Below are 17548 nucleotides of genomic sequence, written 5' to 3'. Positions count from 1 at the left end.
TCCCGCCGGCCCAGTTCGCCCTACCAAACCGCCTACTCAAGCTTCCGTCACACGACGATGTGGAGTGTCGCGGCCATTTGCTCGTCGAAAATGCTGCCGTGCCAGTAGGCGTGGCGGTGCCGAAGAACACGGTAGTTGCCGCGGTGGTCGAGCAGGCCCGCACGTCGCCAAACCCGGGGTGGCCACGTAGCCCTCTCGTGGACTACGGGATTTGCGTGGTCCTTGGCACCTCGTTGCATGCAACTGTCAAGACATCACATGAGACAGAAGGGCACGGCGGTCATGAAGGACGCTCTGATACTTGGCGGCGGCTTCGCGGGAGTGTGGAGTGCGGCAAGTGCGGTGCGGCTGGCCCGATCGGCGGGCAGCGATAGGTTGCGGGTGCGGCTGATCAGCGCCGGTGATGACATGGTGATCCGGCCGCGACTTTACGAACGCAATCCGGACAAGATGCGGATCGACCTGGATCGGCTGCTTAACCCTATCGGTGTCGAGCGCCTCAACGCACGGGTGGAGTCCATCGACGCCGCCTCCCAGACTGTGATGGCCCACGGCGCCGATGGCGTGTTGGTGACAGCGTCTTATGACCGGCTGGTGCTGGCCACAGGAAGCCAGCTGAAGCGGCCTGCTTTCCCCGGCGCCGCGCACGCATTCAACATCGACACTCTCAACGCCGCGGTCGCACTTGACATCCATTTGCACCATGTGTCGCAGCTGCCACCACGAGCTCGGTATACGGCGGTCGTGGTCGGTGCCGGTTTCACAGGACTGGAGATCGCCACGGAACTCGTCGGACGGTTACGCGATGTGGCGGCAGGCCAGGAAGTTCGGGTGATCTTGGTGGAGCGCGCCAAGGTTTTGGGTCCTGAGTTGGGAGATGTTCCGCGCCCCGTCATCGTAGACGCTCTCGACACGCTGGGTGTCGAGCGACGCCTGGGCCGCACCGTCGCCTCGGCCACCGAGACACAGGTGGCTCTGGACGATGGTGAGGTGATCCCAGCCGCGACGCTGATCTGGACCGTCGGCATGTCCGCCAGCCCGCTGACGGCACAGATCCCAGCCGAACGTGACCGGTTCGGCCGCCTGCTGGTAGACGAGTACCTGCGCGTGACACCCACCGTCTACGCTGCCGGCGACACCGCTGCCGCCGTTGCCGATGGCGGCCACCCGACCATCCAGAGCTGTCAACACGCGCAGCCGATGGGTAAGTACGCGGGCCACAACGTCGCCGCGGATCTGCTCGGTTTGCCGATGCTTCCGTTCACTGCGGACCCATACAGCAACTGCATCGATCTCGGCGCCGCCGGGGCGTTGACGACGGTGGGCTGGGAACGCACAGTCGACAAGGAAGGCTCCGAAGCCAAAGCGATCAAGCACGCTATCAACACTCAATGGATCTACCCACCCACCGACTCGGCTGACGCGCTGCTCGCGAAGGCCGGCCATTTCAGTAACAGCGCCTATGCACAGGAGATCTCGTGACCACCACCGTTGTAGTCGTCGGCGGCGGATACGCCGGCGTCCTGGCCGCCAACCGGCTAAGCCAGCGTTCCGATACCGACATCGTCATGGTCAACCCTCGGCCGCATTTCGTCGAGCGAATTCGTCTGCACCAGTTGGTGGCCGGCAATGACGACGCCGTGCAGGACTACGCGACGGTGCTGACCGACCGCGCCAAGCTGGTGGTCGACTCCGTCACGCGCATCGACGCCGCCAGCCGTCAACTGCACCTGGCTTCGGGAGCCACGATGGGCTACGACTACCTGGTATATGCCGTTGGCAGCACCGCACCGCTGCCCGATGCGGTGCCCGGTGCCCGCGACCACGCCGTCCCGCTTGGTGAATATGAAGCGGCGCAACGGCTTACACAACGCCTGTCCGATGTCCCGTTGCAGGCGCCCATCGTAGTCGTCGGCGGAGGTCTGACCGGGATTGAAGCGGCGTCTGAGTTCGCCGAGGCCGGCCGACGCGTCACATTGGTCACCGGTGCCTTGGGCCCGTCGCTGGCAAAGGGGGGCCGCCGCTCGGTGGCGAAACGCCTGAAGATGCTGGGCGTCAACGTGGTAGAGAACGCCACCGTCACCCAGGTGCACGCGGATCGAATCACGTTGCGCGACGGCACAGACTTGCCCAGTGCAGCGACGGTGTGGACAGCTGGTTTCGGTGTACCGAACCTTGCCGCCGCGAGCGGCCTGACCACTGACCGGCTCGGCCGGCTGCTCACCGACGAGACCCTCACCAGCGTCGATGATTCCTCGATCATCGCCGCTGGCGACGCCGCCTCCCCGTCGGGTGTGCCGTTTCGGATGAGCTGCCAGCTCGCCATGCCGCTGGCCTCACACGCCGCCGACACCCTCCTGGCCCGCCTGGAGGGCAAGAAACCCACGAACCTGAACCCTGCCTCAGTGGGTCAGTGCATCAGCCTGGGCCGCCACGCCGGCACCATTCAAATGTCGCATTTCAATGATGTTGCCATGCCGATGCATCTCGGCGGGCGCCTCGCGGCCACCATCAAAGAGCAAGTGTGCAAGGGCACTGTGTCGTTCTTGATCAAGGAGGCTCGTAAGCCGGGTAGCTACTTCTGGCCCAAAGGCGGTAAGAGACAACAGAATCTACAGAAGGGTGCGGCACATGTCTGAGGTCATGGAAAGGCTCACGAAGGCCATGACGGTCATCCAGTCCGTCACACCGCCGATCATCCCCCAGGACGCCGATGCGATGACCGCGATCATCGAATGGGGCCCCGGCGACGCGGGCGCGCCGCCGCACCGTCACCCCGGCGGACCGTGCTTCGGCTACGTCCTGGAAGGCGAGATGCTCTTCGAGCTGGAAGGTGAAGCGCCGCGGGTCATCAAGGCCGGCGAAGCCTTCTGGGAACCGGGTGGCGACGTCATCCACTACTCCGATGGCAACAACCGCGAAGACGTCCCGCTGCGGTTCCTGGTGACCATGCTGTGCCGCCCGGGCGTCGACATGTTCGTCCTCGTCGATGACGCCGAACTCGAACAACGCAAAGACCGCCGCATCCCGAAAGGACACTGATGAAGATCACCGTTGTGGGCGCCACCGGACAGATTGGCTCCCAGGTTGTGAAATTGCTCTCCGACGCAGGCCATCAGGTCGCCGCGGCGTCGCGGTCGTCAGGGGTGGATGCCGTATCGGGCGATGGTGTGGCGGCCGCGTTCGGCGGCGCCGACGTCATCGTCGACGTCCTCAATTCGCCCAGCTTGGAACCCGGCCCGGCATTGGAATTCTTCACCGGCTCGGCGACCACGCTGCTGTCGGAGGCCAAGACGGCACAGGTGAAGAACTACGTGCTGCTGTCGATTGTCGGCGTGGACGGCATCGAGGCCGACGGCTACTTACGCGGCAAACACCTGCAGGAGGAGCTAGTGGCCACCTCCGGTGTGCCCTACACCATCGTGCGGGCCACCCAGTTCCACGAATTCACCGAAGGCATCGCCGGGTCACTGATGGTCGACGGTGAAGTCCGCGCGCCGGATGCGCTTATCCAGCCCGTCGCCGCGGCCGAGGTCGCCGGCTTCGTCGCCCGGGTTGCCGCCGAGGCGCCTCGCCACGGCGTGCTGAATTTCGGCGGGCCGGAGAAGATGCCGTTCACCGAGATGGCCCGCACCGTCTTCACCCATCAGGGCAAGAATTTGCCCATCACCGTCGACCCACAGGCGACCTATTTCGGCGTTCCCGTCCAGCAGAACAGCCTCGTCACCGACGACGGTGCTGAGCGGGGCAGCACCCGCCTGGTCGATTGGCTGAGTCAACAGTGATCGAAGGCGAGCTGGCAGGCCGCACCGCGCTGGTCACCGGCGGCACCGCCGGCATCGGGCTTGCCACCGCTCGTCGACTGGTGGACGCCGGCGCCTTCGTCGTCGTCACCGGACGTAACCGGGAACGCGGCGAACATGCGCAGGGCGAACTCGGACCGCACGCCCGGTTCGTTGCCGTCGACATGGCCGATCCGGCCGGCGTGGACCGGCTCTCCCGTGACCTTGAACTCGACATCCTGGTCAACAATGCGGCACGATTTCCCGCCGCCCTGACCGTCGACCAGGACGAGAGCGACTTCGGTCACACGTTCGCCACCAACGTGCGTGGTCTCTACTTCCTGGTTGCTGCAACGGTTCCCGCGATGATCCGCCGTGGTGGCGGGGCCATCGTCAACATCACCTCCATGGTGGCGTCCAAAGGTGTTCCCGGCGCCTCGGTGTACAGCGCGTCCAAAGCCGCGGTCGAGCAGTTGACCCGGACCTGGGCCGTCGAATTCGGCGCCCACAACATCCGGGTCAACAACGTCGCCCCGGGCCCGACCGCCACCGACGGCGTCGTCACCGAATGGGGCGAAACCAACGACGAACTCGGCCGCGCCCTCCCCCTGGGGCGCACCGCAGATCCCGCGGAGATCGCCGAGGCGATCTACTTCCTGGCCTCACCGAGCGCCAGTTTCATCACCGGCACCACATTGCACGTCGACGGCGGCGGCACCGCCGTCTGAAAGGATCATGATGGACTTCGATGATGTGGTGATTCGCCGCCACTCCTCGCGTATGTTCCTGTCCGACAAGCCCGTCCCGAGAGAATTGCTGAGCGAAGCTCTGACGCTGGCCATGCGGGCACCGTCGAATTCGAATGTTCAGCCCTGGCGGCTGTTTTTGGCATCGGGCGCCCGCCGTGACCGCCTCGCCGCGTCGTTGGCCGCGAAGGTGCGCACCGACCCGCCGCCCACACTGGGTCTGCCCGACTCCCACAGCCACCTGCGCCGCCAGCTCGGCGCCCTGCTCTACGGTGCGATGGGCGTAGCACGCGACGACAGCCAGGGACGCTGGAACGCCCAGCTGCGCAACTGGGACTTCTTCAACGCCCCGGTCGCCGGAATCGTCTGCATGCACCGCGACCTCGGACTGCCCGACGCCGTCGGGGTGGGTATGTTCTTGCAGACCCTGCTGCTCGCCCTGACCGAACGCGGTCTTGACAGTTGCGTGCAGGTCTCGACCGCGCTCTACCCGGACCTGGTGCGCCAGCAGCTCGACATTCCCGACGACCTGACCGTTCTGTGCGGCATCTGCATCGGCTACGCCGACCCTGCCTTTGTGGCCAACAGCATCGACACTCCGCGAAATCCAGTCTCCGAAAACGTCGTTCTTCTTGACGAATAACGTGACTGCAGACCTTCGAGACGAGCTTCGGACAGTCTTCATCTTTCAGTTCCTCACCGACGAGCAACTCGATGCGTTGTGCAGCAATGGAAGCGTCCACACTGTCGGGCCGGGGCCGGTAGCTCGTGAAGGTGAGCCGGCCAGTTTCTTCTACGTGTTCCTCGACGGCGGTGAAGTGGTTGCGACCAAGCGATCCGGCGGCCGTGACGTCGAGTTGCATCGCACTTCCGAGCTCGGAACGTACTTCGGCGCGATCTCCAGTTCCACCCACGTCCACGACGTCACTGTCCGAATGACGCTGCAATCGCGGCTATTCGTTGTTGAGGCCGAGTCGTTCGCCCGCTTTACTCAGAGCTGGTGGCCGATCGCGATGCACCTGCTCGACACCAGTGTTGCCCGCAGTCTGAGTCAGCGTCAACTGCTCGGTTTGCAGGAACGCCAACACGCCTTGGCGACCATGACCGCCGGCCTCACCCACCAGCTGAACAACCCGGCTGCAGCCACCGTCCGGGCGGTGGCCGACCTGCGCGACAGTATGGCTGAGTCCGACCGAAATCTCAGGGCGCTCGCCATGACCGCCCCCGAAGCGCTGGGCGACCTGCTCGACATCCGTGCCGGCATCACCAGCTTGGTAGCGACCCCATCACCGTTGTCTCCGCTGGAGACCGCGGACCGCGAAGAAGCACTCGACGACTGGCTCGCGAGGCGCGGTATCGCCGACAGTTGGCGCTACACTTCGGCGTTCGTCGACGCCGGCGTCGACGAAGAGTGGCTTGAGCGCATCGAGACGGCGGTGACAGCGGCAACTTTGGAGTGCGCCGTGAGCTGGATCAAGCAGTTCGTCGACACCGAGATGAGGGTCCGTGAGATCTCCGAGGCCGGCGCCCGCATCGCAACCCTGGTCAACGGCGTCAAACCCTACTCGCAGATGGACCGCGGCCCATATCAGTGCATCGACATCCACGAAATGCTACGCAGCACCGTGCTGATGTTCGGCGACAAGATCGCCATGGCCGACAAGGGAAAGCCCGTCACCCTGGTCAAGGACCTCGATTTCTCTCTACCCGAAATACACTGCTATCCCGCTGATCTCAACCAAGTGTGGACCAATTTGATAAGCAACGCGCTCTACGCAATGGACGGACACGGCACTCTCACCGTCCGCACCCTACGCGACGGCGACGCCATGGTCCGGGTGGAGATCTGCGACGATGGCCCTGGGATCCCCCAGCACATTCTCGGTCGCATCTTCGATCCGTTCTTCACCACGAAGCCTGTCGGATCCGGCTCCGGCCTGGGTCTGGACTTGGCGTGGCGGGTCGTGGTGAACCGGCACCATGGCCACATCACCGTGCAGTCCGAACCGGGTGACACGCGGTTCATCGTGTGCCTGCCCCTGGAGGCTCCGGCCCCTGCCCCCGGTTAAGCGAACTTCTGCCGGAGCTCACGTCGGGTGCGAACGCCCATCTTGGTGTACACCTTGCGCAGATGCCAATCTACGGTGTGCGCACTGAGAAACAGCTGGCTGGCGATCTCCTGGTTGGTCAGACCCTTGCCTGCCAGTTCGGCGATCTGGCGCTCTTGAGGGCTCAGGTCATCGCCGACGGCGGTGGGCGACTTCCTGGTCTTCTGCCCCGAAGCTTGCAGCTCGCGGCGGGCCCGCTCAGCGAACGCCATCGACCCCATCGTGACTAGATCCCTATGGGCAACTCGCAGCGGCTCTCGCGCCGCAGTCGCAGGACCGTTGCGGCGCAACCACTCTCCGTACAACAGCCGAACCCGAGCCAGTTGCACCACCTGGGAGGTGGCCTCGAAATACCCGATGCTCTGCAGATAGAGCGCTTCGGCGCGCTTTCCGCTGCTGAGAAGCGCTTCCGAGCGGGCCAGCGAACCCAGCGCCCGCGGCGTGCCGGCCGCCAGTGTCCGCTCGCGCAGTTGCTCAAGTGCTTGCTCGGCGAACTGCAGGTCGTCGGTGCGCACAGCCGCTTCGATCGCTTCGACCAACACGTAGCCGTGGAAGCCGAGGTCGTCATACTCGAGTCCTCGGCGTGCGGCGGCAAGGGCGTCGGGGTAGCGGCCACGCCCATTGTTCACCAACGCCGTGGCGTAATGCGCCAACCCAATCGCGCGACCCTCGCCGCGGAGTCGACTCGACTCGATTGCGGCGGCTGCGAGCGCGGCAACCTCGGCATCGTCACCCTTCCATGCCGCCACGCTGAGGCCGTGATACCGCAACGGGACGTAGTTGATGGCGTTCGACAAATCGCCGGCCTCGGCGACCAACCCAGCGGCTGTGGTCAATTCACCGTTGTCTACGTGTGCACCGGCGCGCGACAGCAGCGCCGACGGCAGCAGTGCCATTGCCCCGGCATCAGAGGCCAACCGCACGGCGTGCGCCGACACCACGCTCCAGCCGTCCTCCCACGTCTCGTGGATCAAGCATTCGTGCACCAGCGGAAAGGCTCGCCAGAACCATCCTGTATCCGAGCGGACGCACCCCATGAGGGCATCCCGTGCGCGGCGCATCGCCGGCATCGCCGCCGCGGCGCCCAGGGCCAGGCGATCGGCCAGCGCGTGGGTGATCACGTCGAGTGGCGTCTGCGGTGGCAGGTTCGCCAGCGCTGCCCGGGCGGTCTCGGCGATCTGCACAGTCAGACCAGGCGCGCTGCGACCCACGTACATCGCCGCACTCAGCGCCTCCAGGTACGTCTCGGTAGCCAGAGCAGCGTCCAGGACCTTCAGCTGCGCGGCCACCGCCGTGAATTCGGTGACCGCCTCGGACAAGGCAGCGGCATGCCCGCTGGCCCGTGCCGACGTGAACGCCAATCGCGTCCGCAACTGAGCCAATCGTGCCCGCTGCAAATCGGTCAGCGGACCCAGTTCGGCCGTCGCCAGCAGGTGGCGTGACTGGTCGAAGGACGCGATCTCGTGGTGAGCTTCCGCGGCGGCCAGCGCGCGGGTGCTACGCATGGACGGGTCGGGTGTCAACTCGACTGCCCGCGTCAAAAAAGCTGCCGCGGCGGCTGTTCCGCCCCGTTGCCGCGCTCGGCCCGCCGAGGCCTCCAGGTCGAGCGCCACCGATTCGTCAAGTGCCTCGCAGGCCAGCGCACGATGCCAGGCCCGACGGTCCGGATCCACCGCGGGGTCGGTCACTGCGGCCAGCGCTCCATGCGCGCGCCGCCGTTGTTCCGGGGTAGCCGATCGGTAGGCAACCGAACGCGCCAGCGGGTGATGAAACTGCACGCGGGTGTCGATCCTGAGAAGTCCAATGTCCTGCGCCGGCAGCATCGCGACGGGTTTGAGGTCCAGGTGCGCCAAGGCGCCGAACAGCAGCGCCGGATCACCCACTGGTTCCGCGGCCGCCGTCACCAGACACATCTGCGTTTCGGCGGGTAGTTCCGACACCAGCTGGAGGTATCGCCCTTCGACGCCAGCGCTCACCGGCCCGTGTTGCGCTCCGGTGGAATCGAGAAGACTGAGGGCTCGTGAGCTTTCGAGCAGTGCCAAGGGGTTACCGCGCGACTCGGCGACGATGCGGTCCGCGACGGCGGAGTCGAGACGCCCCGGAAGGGCCGACTCCAGCAGCTTGCGGGCGTCCCCGTCGGTGAGCCCGCCCACCTCCAGGGTCGGCAGACCTGCCGTGCCGTCGATCGCACTGCGCTGCGCGAACACCAGACCGACCGCCTCGGCGTCCAGGCGACGCGCGACGAAGAACAGCGTCTGCGCGGACACCGAGTCCAGCCACTGCGCGTCGTCGACCAAGCAGAGCACCGGCCGTTCCTCGGCGGCGGCAGCCAGCAGCCCCAGCACCGCTAGCCCGACCAAGAAGCGATGGGGCGCACCGCCGGCATCGCTGATGCCGAAGGCGTGCTCTAGAGCCTCGCGTTGCGGTAGCGGAAGTCCCACGCGGAAGCCGAGCACTGGTGCGCACAGCTGCTGCAGACCGGCGAACGCCAGATCCATGTCGGACTCCACGCCAGCCACAGACAGCACAGTGCAGTCAGCCGCCGAGTCCCGGAGGTTCTGCACAAGAGCGGTTTTGCCGATACCAGCTTCGCCGACGAGCACCAGAACCTCGCTGCGGCCAGACCGCAGGGCGGTGAGCAGCTGGTGCAGCCTTTGCCACTCGGGATCGCGGCCCGACAACGCCACGACCTGGTAGGAGGTTGTCGTCAACTCACGACCCGTGGGCCAAACACGGGCAAATTCTGCCACGCTTGCGCACGGACGGCAGAGCTACGCGTGATCCCCGGATGCCGACAAACACGGAGCCGGGTCGAGCCCAGCGCAATGAAATGCAGTAAGCCAGCCGCCCCGTTGATTCGGCGACGCGAACTCTTCCGAACCGGTGTCGACTGGTCTCGCGGGCGTTGCAGCGCATTCGCAGCGATGCCATTCACCGCGGTTCAGCGCAACGGCGAAGCAGCGCGTATGCAGGACGGTCCACCATGCCACGCCGTTCCACGGCGGCCACGATCGTGTCGCGGTCTACGGCGCGCAAATAGTCGATGACCGGCGCCCGGTCATAAATCAGTGCGCTGCTGACCACGCCGCGGTACTCGATCGAGCGCACCCGCCCGTTCGGCGTCATGGTCTCGACGTCCCTTCTCCGCGCCGAGACGTCCCGCGAACCCGTGTCGAACAGCGCAAGCAGCGACACCAGGTCGGCGGCGAACACTCCTGTGCCGTCCGTGTCCGGGTACAACAGCGGATCGACGGTCTCGGAGTCGACGAATCGCACCCCCCACCAACCACTCTCGATGAACATCTTGCCGCCCGGCGTCTCGGCGTAACTGGGGTCCACCTTCCAGGTGCCGATCAACGCCTCCATCCCCACGGGGTCCAGCTTGTCGTAGAGGACCTCCAGCTCGCGCTGGGTCACAGCTGTGGTCCCACAGCACCGGATCGGAGTCATCGTGGGGGGTCCTTTCGCTCTTGGGCGCCTCGGCGGGGCCGATCGGTGCAACCGGCCGGGGAGCTGGAATAGTCCGCGCTCAGCAACCCCAACGTCGGGGGAATGAAACTGAATAAATGACGATCATATTCAGTATGACTACCGAACAAGCAGCATTGAAGCGACAGAGGCCCGACAACAACCGTGCCCTGGTGGTCGGAATGGGTGTCAGCGGGATCGCCGCAGCAACGCGCCTGCGCGCCGCGGGATGGACGCCCGTGATCATCGAGCGCGCCGCAGAACGCCGACGGGGCGGCTACTTCATCGGACTCTTCGAGGCAGGAATGATCGCCGCGGATCGACTCGGCATCCTCGGCCACCTTCACGACCGCAATCCCGGCGCCCTCAGCTACCTCATTGACCGCAGCGGACACCAGCTTCGCACCTTCTCCATGAAGGATCTGCCGGGGCGTCCGTGGTTGATGTTGCGCGGTGACGTCGAGCAAGCCGCTTTCGCTACGCTGCCCGCTGATGTGGAGGTCCGTTACTCGACGGTGCCGACGGCCATCACACAGGACGACCAGGGGGTTGACGTCACCTTGCTGAACTCGCAGTCCGGCGACACCGTGACAGAACGCTTCGACCTCGTGGTCGGCGCCGACGGACTGAGGTCAACGGTACGGTCCCTGGCATTCGGCCCACACGAGAACTACCTGCATCGCTTGGGCTACATGGTCGCCGCATTCGAATTTCCCGGCACTCCGGCCGGTCTCGAGCCGGGCGTCAGCGTGCAGTTGGTCGAGCCCGACCGGGCGATGTGGGTGTTCGCGTTCGAAGACCACAACCCGACCATCATGATTTCCTACCGGACCGACGACGTAGACGCCGAGTTCACCCGCCCCGCCCCTGAACGCATCCGTGAAATCTTTTCCGATCAACCCCTCGGAGCCACGCTCGCCGACGTGCTCGGCGTCCTCGACCACGCCGACGATGTGCTCTTCGATTCCGCCGAGCAGGTCCACATGAACCGTTGGCACGAGGGGCGGGTGGTGCTGCTCGGCGATTCAGCATGGTGCGTCACGCTCTATGCGGGGATGGGCGTCTCGGCCGGTCTGATCGGCGCCGACCTGCTGGGTGAGCTTCTTGAACGCCACCCCCACGACACCGCGACCGCGTTGAGCGAATGGGAGCAGGGGCTGCGCCCCTATGTCCAGGAATATCAGGCGGTGGGCCTGAAACAGCGGGCGTTCTTCGTTCCGGACACGTCGGGCCAGGTCCGGCTGCGGCGGGCGATGTCCGTGGTGACACGCTTCTCGATTGGGCGTCGGGTTCTCAGCGCCATCCTGGAGGGCGCCGTGGAGGCGCGGACCGCCGACATCACGGCCACGGCGCTGCAACGTCTCGGAATCAAGCCGCCGGCGACGGTATGAATACAGACGTGACATCCGAACTCCCGGAGCACCATTCTCCGACGGCGGCACGCATCGTCGACGCTGCTCAGGACTTGTTGCAGCGGCGCGGCAGCAAGGCGGTCACCATCGCCGCCGTCGCGCAGAAGGCGCACGTCGGCACGGGCACCGTATACCTCTACTGGTCCAGCAAATCCGAACTCCTTCTCGGTCTGATCGGTCGCGACTTCCTCGACCTTGCCGAACAGTTCATCGGCGACCTGCGGACCGACCCAGATTTGGCCCGGCCCTCTCGGCTGTTCCCGAGCCTGATGAACCGGGCAGCACATCGACCGTTCGTCAAAGCGATGCTGCGCGACGACGACGAACTGCTGGGGTCGCTTGCCGACGACCCGACGTCCGCGGCACTCGTGGACGCCTTGGGGCCCGACGCGCTGATGAACACGCTGCTGCCGACCTGGCGGGACAACGGCCTTGCGCGCACGGACTGGAGTCTTGACGCGCAAACCTATGCACTCATGGCGCTCTATCGCGGCTTCCTGCTTCTCGGCGACGAGAAGCACACCGAACCAGCGACGTCGGATCCTGCGACTGTCTTGGCCCAGGCCGTCACCGCGCTGTTGGGACCTGAACGTCCGACGAAGACGCAGATGCGCAGGGTCGTCGCGGACGGCATCGACTTCCTGGAACGCGGTGCCGCTTTGGTGCGGGAAATCATCGCTGGAAAGAACACGCACTGACCCGTGGATCGCACTGGCGGGGCGACGACAGAAGCGCGCTGGACGGACACCCGACGGACTTCTAGATTGGCCGACACCCGGTGGGACGGCGCCCCGGGCGAACCGAAGGTCGGCGGCTAGCGTGCCTGCTCGCGGACTACGAGGTTTCCGTGGGCCTTACCGCCGGTGCGCCTGACAGTGTTGACGCAACGCGGTATTGGAGGCTACGTGAGCGTTGCGGAACTAAGGGGTTGCACCGCCCTGGTAACAGGCGGGACTTCGGGCATTGGACTGGCCACCGCGCAGCTGCTCACACACGCCGGCGCCCACGTCATCGTCAGTGACGAGGACCCCGACCGGGGCAAGCTAGCCGCATCTCGGCTCGGCAGCGGCACGCGGTTCCTTCCCGCTAGCCTTGCCGACCTAGGTGACGTCGATTTTCTTGCGCGGCAGACCCCGATCGACATCCTGATTGCCGCCGCCGTCATCGCCGACCTACACCTTCTCCAAGGGGTGTACTTCCTGGTGGCCGCGGTGGCCCCACCGATGATCCGCCGTGGCGGCGGCGCGATAATCAACGTTCTCCCCAGCGCGCCCGAGTTCAGCGCTGCCCTCCGATCTCTAACCCGCACCTGGGCGGCCGAATTCGGCCCGCACGGCATCCGGGTCAACAGCGTCGCTCCCGGCCCCCCGGGAACCGACAACGCACTCGGGCGCACAGCGGAGCCCAGTGAAATCGCCACAGCCATCGCATTTCTCGCTTCACCCCGCGCAACCTGCATCACCGGCACCACCCTGAGCGTTGACGGTGGAGCCGCCATCGGGCGTACGCGTCAGCGGGTCGCGCGTATGGATCGCTCACGATGGACTGACGCCCGGTCGGGCGACTCCTAACCCGGGAGAATCCGTCCGGACAGACTACGCACCAACCCAAAGCCGAACACTATGTAGCGGAACACTTTTCAACCGCGTCATCTCGACAGAAAGGCAGCACGGCAATGGCCGAACCCACGAAGAGCATTACCGTCATCGGCGCTACCGGGCTGATCGGCCGTCAACTCGTCCCCCTACTCCGCGACGCTGGTCACAACGTCACCGCAGCCTCCCGTGACTCCGGTGTCGACCTGCTCACCGGACAGGGCCTTGACGATGCCCTCGCCGACGCTGAGGTCGTCGTCGACGTGATCAATTCCGCCACCCCCGAGGACTCCGCTGAAGCCTTCTTCCAAAAGACCGCGGCCAACCTGTCCGCTGCCGCCGCCAAGGCCGGCGTCAGACATTACGTCGTGCTGTCCATCGTCGGCGCAGACGAGATGGCCCCCAAAGCCGGATACATCCGCGGCAAGGTCGCCCAGGAGGGCGCGGCTGCGACCTCGGGGGTTCCTTGGACTGTCCTGCGGGCCACACAGTTTCACGAATTGGCTGAACCCATCACCGAATCCCTGATCGCCGGCGACGAGGTGCACGCCCCGGCCGCACTGATCCAGCCGATCGACTCCTCCGAGGTCACCGCGATCCTGGCCCGCGTTGCCGTCAACGAGCCGCTCTACACCATTCACAACGTCGGAGGCCCGCAGAAGATGTCGTTCTCCGACATGGCCCGCGCCGTGCTGCGCCACCAGAGCCGCACGCTCAACGTCCTCGACGACCCGTCGGCGACCTACAGCGGGCTGAACATCGATTACACGACGCTCGTCACCGACGACGAGGCCGAACTGGGCACCACGCGGCTGGTCGACTGGCTGGCGCGCCGCTGATCTGCGGCCCCTTCCACCGCCCGACGCCACGACCCACGAAAGGATCTGCGGACATGTGTGCAATCGTCGGCTATGTGGGGCGCCGGCCCGCCTGCGACATTCTGATGGGCGCTCTGCGCCGGATGGAATATCGCGGCTACGACTCAGCGGGCGTCGCGCTGCTCGGTGGAGACGGCGGGCTGACCGTCCGGAGACGTGCCGGCAGGTTGGCCAATCTTGAGGCGGCGCTAGACGATACGGACGGCGACGTTCTCGCCGGCAGCACCGGCGTGGGCCATACCCGCTGGGCTTCGCACGGCCGTCCCACCGACCGCAACGCCCATCCACATCGGGACAGCAGCGGCAAGTTCGCCGTGGTGCACAACGGCATCATCGAGAACTATGCGGCGCTGCGCGCCGACCTGGAGGTCGCCGGCGTCGAGCTCACCAGCGACACCGACACCGAGGTGGCGGTCCACCTGGTGGCGCAGGCCTACCGCGACGGGGAGACCGCGGGAGACTTCGAGGGCTCGGTACTGTCGGTCCTGCGCCAGCTCGAAGGCCACTTCACCCTGGTGTTCGCCAACGCCGACGACCCCGGCACCATCGTGGCCGCCAGGCGGTCGACGCCGCTGGTGATCGGTGTCGGCGAGGGCGAGATGTTTCTCGGGTCCGACGTCGCCGCCTTCATCGAGCACACCCGCGAGGCGGTCGAGCTCGGCCAGGATCAGGCCGTGGTGATCACGGCGGACGGCTACCGGGTGACCGACTTCCATGGCAGCGAGGACGTCCCCACTCGCCGTTTTCACATCGACTGGGACCTGTCGGCCGCCGAGAAGGGCGGCTACGAGTTCTTCATGCTCAAGGAGATCGCCGAGCAGCCCGCGGCGGTCGCCGACACCCTGCTCGGACACTTCGCCGACGGTCGCATCGTGCTCGACGAGCAGCGCCTCAGCGATCAGGAACTGCGCGACATCGACAAGGTCTTCATCGTCGCCTGCGGCACGGCGTACCACTCGGGGCTGCTGGCCAAGTACGCCATCGAACACTGGACGCGGCTGCCCGTCGAGGTGGAGCTCGCGAGCGAATTCCGGTACCGCGACCCGGTGCTGGATCGCAGCACGCTGGTGATCGCCATCTCACAGTCCGGCGAGACGGCCGACACGCTGGAGGCGGTCCGCCACGCCAAGGGGCAAAAGGCCAAGGTGTTGGCCATCTGCAACACCAACGGTTCGCAGATTCCCCGCGAATGCGACGCGGTGCTCTACACCCGCGCCGGGCCGGAGATCGGGGTCGCGTCCACCAAGACGTTCCTGGCGCAGGTCGCCGCCAACTATCTGGTCGGGCTGGCGCTGGCCCAGGCCCGCGGCACCAAGTATCCCGACGAGGTGGCGCGCGAATTCGGCGAACTCGAGGCGATGCCCGATCTGATCGCCCGGGTGCTGACGTGCATGGAGCCGGTGACGGCGCTGGCGCATCAGTTCGCGCAGTCGCAGACGGTGCTGTTCCTCGGCCGCCACGTCGGCTACCCCGTCGCGTTGGAAGGTGCGTTGAAGCTCAAGGAGCTGGCGTACATGCACGCCGAGGGCTTCGCGGCCGGCGAGCTCAAGCACGGGCCGATCGCGCTCATCGAGGACGGCCTGCCCGTCATCGTCGTGATGCCGTCGCCGAAGAACGCCGCGATGCTGCACAGCAAGCTGCTGAGCAACATTCGCGAGATCCAGGCGCGTGGCGCGGTCACGATCGTCATCGCCGAGGAAGGTGACGAGACGGTCCGGCCCTACGCCGATCACCTCGTCGAGATGCCTGCGGTGTCGACGCTCTTCCAGCCCCTGCTGTCGACGATTCCGCTTCAGGTGTTCGCCGCCGGGGTGGCCCAAGCCCGTGGCTACGACGTCGACAAGCCACGCAACCTGGCCAAGTCCGTCACCGTCGAGTGAACCGACGCGGGCCGGACCCGCGACACTCACTTTGCAGCATGCCGGGAACGGACCAATCACGGCAAAGTGACACCGACGACCCGCTCGACAAGCGGGTCGCAGCGGGCATTTAATCGCGAGCACCGTAGTCAGCTCCCTGACTGCGCATGACGCCAAAAGCGAAAACAAGAATCTGTTCTCAGCAGGCGGACGGCTGCTTAACGATGAAACGAGACCTCAATCAATCAGCGATCGGGCCGTGTCGTGGATCGTTTCGGCCATCCGACGCGGGTTCCACCCAAGCTTGTCAGACGGACACCGCCACCCTTACTAGTCCTAGGAGCCGGCAAGTCTCACTTTGATGTCCAATTGGACATCGTGTGGACATTCCACTTGAGAACTGGACATCGAACTTAAGAAGCCACAGGTGATCGTATCGGCAACAATCAGCCGGCGAACCTCACGATCTGGAACTGGGCGGCGCCGGTGATACTGCAGCAAGGACCGCGTCAATCCAGTTACCCGACATGCAGATCGAGCTGAATGCCCTCGCGCGATCAACTGTTCAGTGATCGCGCGGCGGCGTTTTGGGGGCACCACCGCCTGCTCGTTGAACAACTCACAGGCATCTCTGGTCAAGGCCAGCTCGGCCTCCAGTGCCGCGATGCGTTTACGCGCCGCGGCGAGCTCGTCGGCCTCCACGCTCGGGATGCCGTCGATGACGCCGGCGTCGACTAGGGCTTGGTGTTTCCACCGGAACAGGGTCGCCTGACAAATCCCGGTGTCGACCGAAACGGCGCCACCGGCTCACCCGACCTCAGCCGCGCAATGATTTGCCGACGCACCGATGTGGAGTACCGACGGGGCATGTGACCTCCTGATGATCACTCTGCCCCCCAACTCTCATAACAGTGGACCAACAACACGGGTATTGATCAACTGGACCACTACAGGGGGCTCACCTCACTTGCTTTCCTTGCGACGTCGAATATGCAGTAGTCGAATATGCAGGGTTACCAGTAAACCCCAGGCGTAAGCGGCGGCGCTTCAACTGATCTCCTCACCCGCAACCGGCTGTACGGGCGATCACCGGGTCGCTGTATCCATCGACGTCCGGGAACGCGGCTTGCCGACATTGTCGGTCGCTGGTGCAAGGATGTTCGGCATGCCGGCGATATACGACACGTGTGTGTGAGCGCAGACGGCAGTACCTGTCTGGCTGAGCAGATGTCGGGAGTCCTAAATGATTGACCACGTTTATATCTCGGTCACCGATATAGACACGGCATTGGCGTTTTACACCGAAGCTCTCAAGCCGCTGGGATGGCGAATGTTCGGGAATTACGATGCGTCGTCAGGTCCCGTCAATGTGCCCGATCTCTTTGGCATCGGCGACGCCACGTACGTATCCGGTACGGGCGTCGGCTCCAGTATCTGGCTGCGTCAGCGCCACAGCGGCGAGACGGGGCTCTACCTCGGCATCGTGTGCGACAGCACCGACGCCGTTGACGCCGCCTATGCTGCAGCCATCAGGGCCGGCGGCATCGACGAGGGACCGCCGGCCGACCGCACCTACTTTGCACCCGGTTACTACGCGGCGAACGTCGCCGATGTCGACGGCAATCGGTTGGAGTTCGTCCATAAGGCATGGAACGTGACGCGCTAGGACGAATCGTTTCTCGGTACAACGAGATTGGCGT

At 65.4% G+C, this 17548-nt stretch carries 16 protein-coding genes; 13 read left to right on the top strand and 3 right to left on the bottom strand.

The window, feature by feature from the left end; translation table 11 throughout:
- The first annotated feature begins 237 nt into the window (after window positions 1-237).
- The 7 genes from H289_RS0108645 to H289_RS0108615 are packed head-to-tail and all read left to right on the top strand — an operon-like array spanning window position 238 to window position 6597.
- The gene (locus H289_RS0108645; protein ID WP_318639569.1) at window positions 238-1482 is read left to right on the top strand and encodes an NAD(P)/FAD-dependent oxidoreductase; all 1245 of its coding nucleotides are present in this window, start codon (window positions 238-240) and stop codon (window positions 1480-1482) included.
- A complete protein-coding gene (locus H289_RS0108640) occupies window positions 1479-2639 on the top strand; it encodes an NAD(P)/FAD-dependent oxidoreductase (protein ID WP_020100378.1) in 1161 nt (386 codons plus the stop codon). The genes H289_RS0108645 and H289_RS0108640 overlap by 4 nt, the downstream gene beginning before the upstream one ends.
- On the top strand, window positions 2632-3042 hold the full coding sequence (locus H289_RS0108635) for a cupin domain-containing protein (protein ID WP_029104971.1): 411 nt from the start codon (window positions 2632-2634) through the stop codon (window positions 3040-3042). Before H289_RS0108640 ends, H289_RS0108635 begins: the two co-directional genes overlap by 8 nt.
- A complete protein-coding gene (locus tag H289_RS0108630) occupies window positions 3042-3785 on the top strand; it encodes an SDR family oxidoreductase (RefSeq protein ID WP_020100376.1) in 744 nt (247 codons plus the stop codon). The genes H289_RS0108635 and H289_RS0108630 overlap by 1 nt, the downstream gene beginning before the upstream one ends.
- Complete coding sequence (locus tag H289_RS0108625) at window positions 3767-4510, top strand: SDR family NAD(P)-dependent oxidoreductase (protein ID WP_231387977.1); 744 nt, start codon at window positions 3767-3769, stop codon at window positions 4508-4510. The genes H289_RS0108630 and H289_RS0108625 overlap by 19 nt, the downstream gene beginning before the upstream one ends.
- Before the next feature lie 7 nt (window positions 4511-4517).
- Window positions 4518-5171 carry a nitroreductase gene (locus H289_RS0108620; protein WP_029104970.1) on the top strand — a complete coding sequence of 218 codons (654 nt, stop codon included), beginning with the start codon at window positions 4518-4520 and terminating at the stop codon, window positions 5169-5171.
- A 1-nt stretch (window position 5172) separates the two neighbouring features.
- Window positions 5173-6597 carry an ATP-binding protein gene (locus tag H289_RS0108615; protein ID WP_029104969.1) on the top strand — a complete coding sequence of 475 codons (1425 nt, stop codon included), beginning with the start codon at window positions 5173-5175 and terminating at the stop codon, window positions 6595-6597.
- Here H289_RS0108615 and H289_RS0108610 read toward each other — a convergent pair.
- A complete protein-coding gene (locus H289_RS0108610) occupies window positions 6594-9347 on the bottom strand; it encodes a helix-turn-helix transcriptional regulator (RefSeq protein ID WP_155944075.1) in 2754 nt (917 codons plus the stop codon). The two genes, H289_RS0108615 and H289_RS0108610, sit on opposite strands and share 4 nt — an antisense overlap.
- Before the next feature lie 220 nt (window positions 9348-9567).
- Window positions 9568-10053 carry a DUF4334 domain-containing protein gene (locus H289_RS0108605; protein WP_020100371.1) on the bottom strand — a complete coding sequence of 162 codons (486 nt, stop codon included), beginning with the start codon at window positions 10051-10053 and terminating at the stop codon, window positions 9568-9570.
- A 149-nt stretch (window positions 10054-10202) separates the two neighbouring features.
- Here H289_RS0108605 and H289_RS0108600 point away from each other — a divergent pair, with 149 nt between their 5' ends.
- From H289_RS0108600 to glmS, 5 genes are all read left to right on the top strand, one after another.
- Window positions 10203-11495, top strand: a complete 1293-nt coding sequence (locus tag H289_RS0108600; protein WP_196810004.1) for an FAD-dependent monooxygenase — start codon at window positions 10203-10205, stop codon at window positions 11493-11495.
- A gap of 8 nt (window positions 11496-11503) precedes the next feature.
- Complete coding sequence (locus H289_RS0108595) at window positions 11504-12214, top strand: TetR/AcrR family transcriptional regulator (protein ID WP_196810003.1); 711 nt, start codon at window positions 11504-11506, stop codon at window positions 12212-12214.
- Between the two features lie 207 nt (window positions 12215-12421).
- Window positions 12422-13087 (top strand): SDR family NAD(P)-dependent oxidoreductase, encoded by a 666-nt coding sequence (locus tag H289_RS30095; RefSeq protein ID WP_020100368.1) that lies wholly within the window; start codon window positions 12422-12424, stop codon window positions 13085-13087.
- Between the two features lie 104 nt (window positions 13088-13191).
- On the top strand, window positions 13192-13950 hold the full coding sequence (locus H289_RS0108585; protein WP_020100367.1) for an SDR family oxidoreductase: 759 nt from the start codon (window positions 13192-13194) through the stop codon (window positions 13948-13950).
- Window positions 13951-14003: 53 nt separating this feature from the next.
- Complete coding sequence (gene glmS / locus H289_RS0108580) at window positions 14004-15869, top strand: glutamine--fructose-6-phosphate transaminase (isomerizing) (RefSeq protein ID WP_029104968.1); 1866 nt, start codon at window positions 14004-14006, stop codon at window positions 15867-15869.
- Between the two features lie 315 nt (window positions 15870-16184).
- Here glmS and H289_RS33615 read toward each other — a convergent pair whose 3' ends face one another.
- On the bottom strand, window positions 16185-16550 hold the full coding sequence (locus H289_RS33615) for a hypothetical protein (RefSeq protein WP_225433733.1): 366 nt from the start codon (window positions 16548-16550) through the stop codon (window positions 16185-16187).
- A 541-nt stretch (window positions 16551-17091) separates the two neighbouring features.
- On the opposite strand from H289_RS33615, the gene H289_RS33980 reads away from it, so the two are divergent.
- Window positions 17092-17514 (top strand): VOC family protein, encoded by a 423-nt coding sequence (locus H289_RS33980; RefSeq protein ID WP_081633349.1) that lies wholly within the window; start codon window positions 17092-17094, stop codon window positions 17512-17514.
- The last annotated feature ends 34 nt before the right edge of the window (window positions 17515-17548 follow it).

This window comes from Mycobacterium sp. 360MFTsu5.1, assembly GCF_000383495.1.
Lineage (GTDB): Bacteria > Actinomycetota > Actinomycetes > Mycobacteriales > Mycobacteriaceae > Mycobacterium > Mycobacterium mucogenicum_B.
The sequence above is the reverse complement of the archived record's forward strand: the minus strand, read 5'-3'. Positions and strand labels throughout refer to the sequence as shown.

Excerpts from the sequence above, each read along its gene's own strand:
- H289_RS0108645 (WP_318639569.1), top strand. The coding sequence starts at position 238 with ATGCAACTGTCAAGACATCACATGAGACAGAAGGGCACGGCGGTCATG.
- H289_RS0108635 (WP_029104971.1), top strand. The coding sequence starts at position 2,632 with ATGTCTGAGGTCATGGAAAGGCTCACGAAGGCCATGACGGTCATCCAG.
- H289_RS0108630 (WP_020100376.1), top strand. The coding sequence starts at position 3,042 with ATGAAGATCACCGTTGTGGGCGCCACCGGACAGATTGGCTCCCAGGTT.
- H289_RS0108620 (WP_029104970.1), top strand. The coding sequence starts at position 4,518 with ATGATGGACTTCGATGATGTGGTGATTCGCCGCCACTCCTCGCGTATG.
- H289_RS0108600 (WP_196810004.1), top strand. The coding sequence starts at position 10,203 with ATGACGATCATATTCAGTATGACTACCGAACAAGCAGCATTGAAGCGA.
- H289_RS0108585 (WP_020100367.1), top strand. The coding sequence starts at position 13,192 with ATGGCCGAACCCACGAAGAGCATTACCGTCATCGGCGCTACCGGGCTG.
- glmS (WP_029104968.1), top strand. The coding sequence starts at position 14,004 with ATGTGTGCAATCGTCGGCTATGTGGGGCGCCGGCCCGCCTGCGACATT.
- H289_RS33980 (WP_081633349.1), top strand. The coding sequence starts at position 17,092 with ATGATTGACCACGTTTATATCTCGGTCACCGATATAGACACGGCATTG.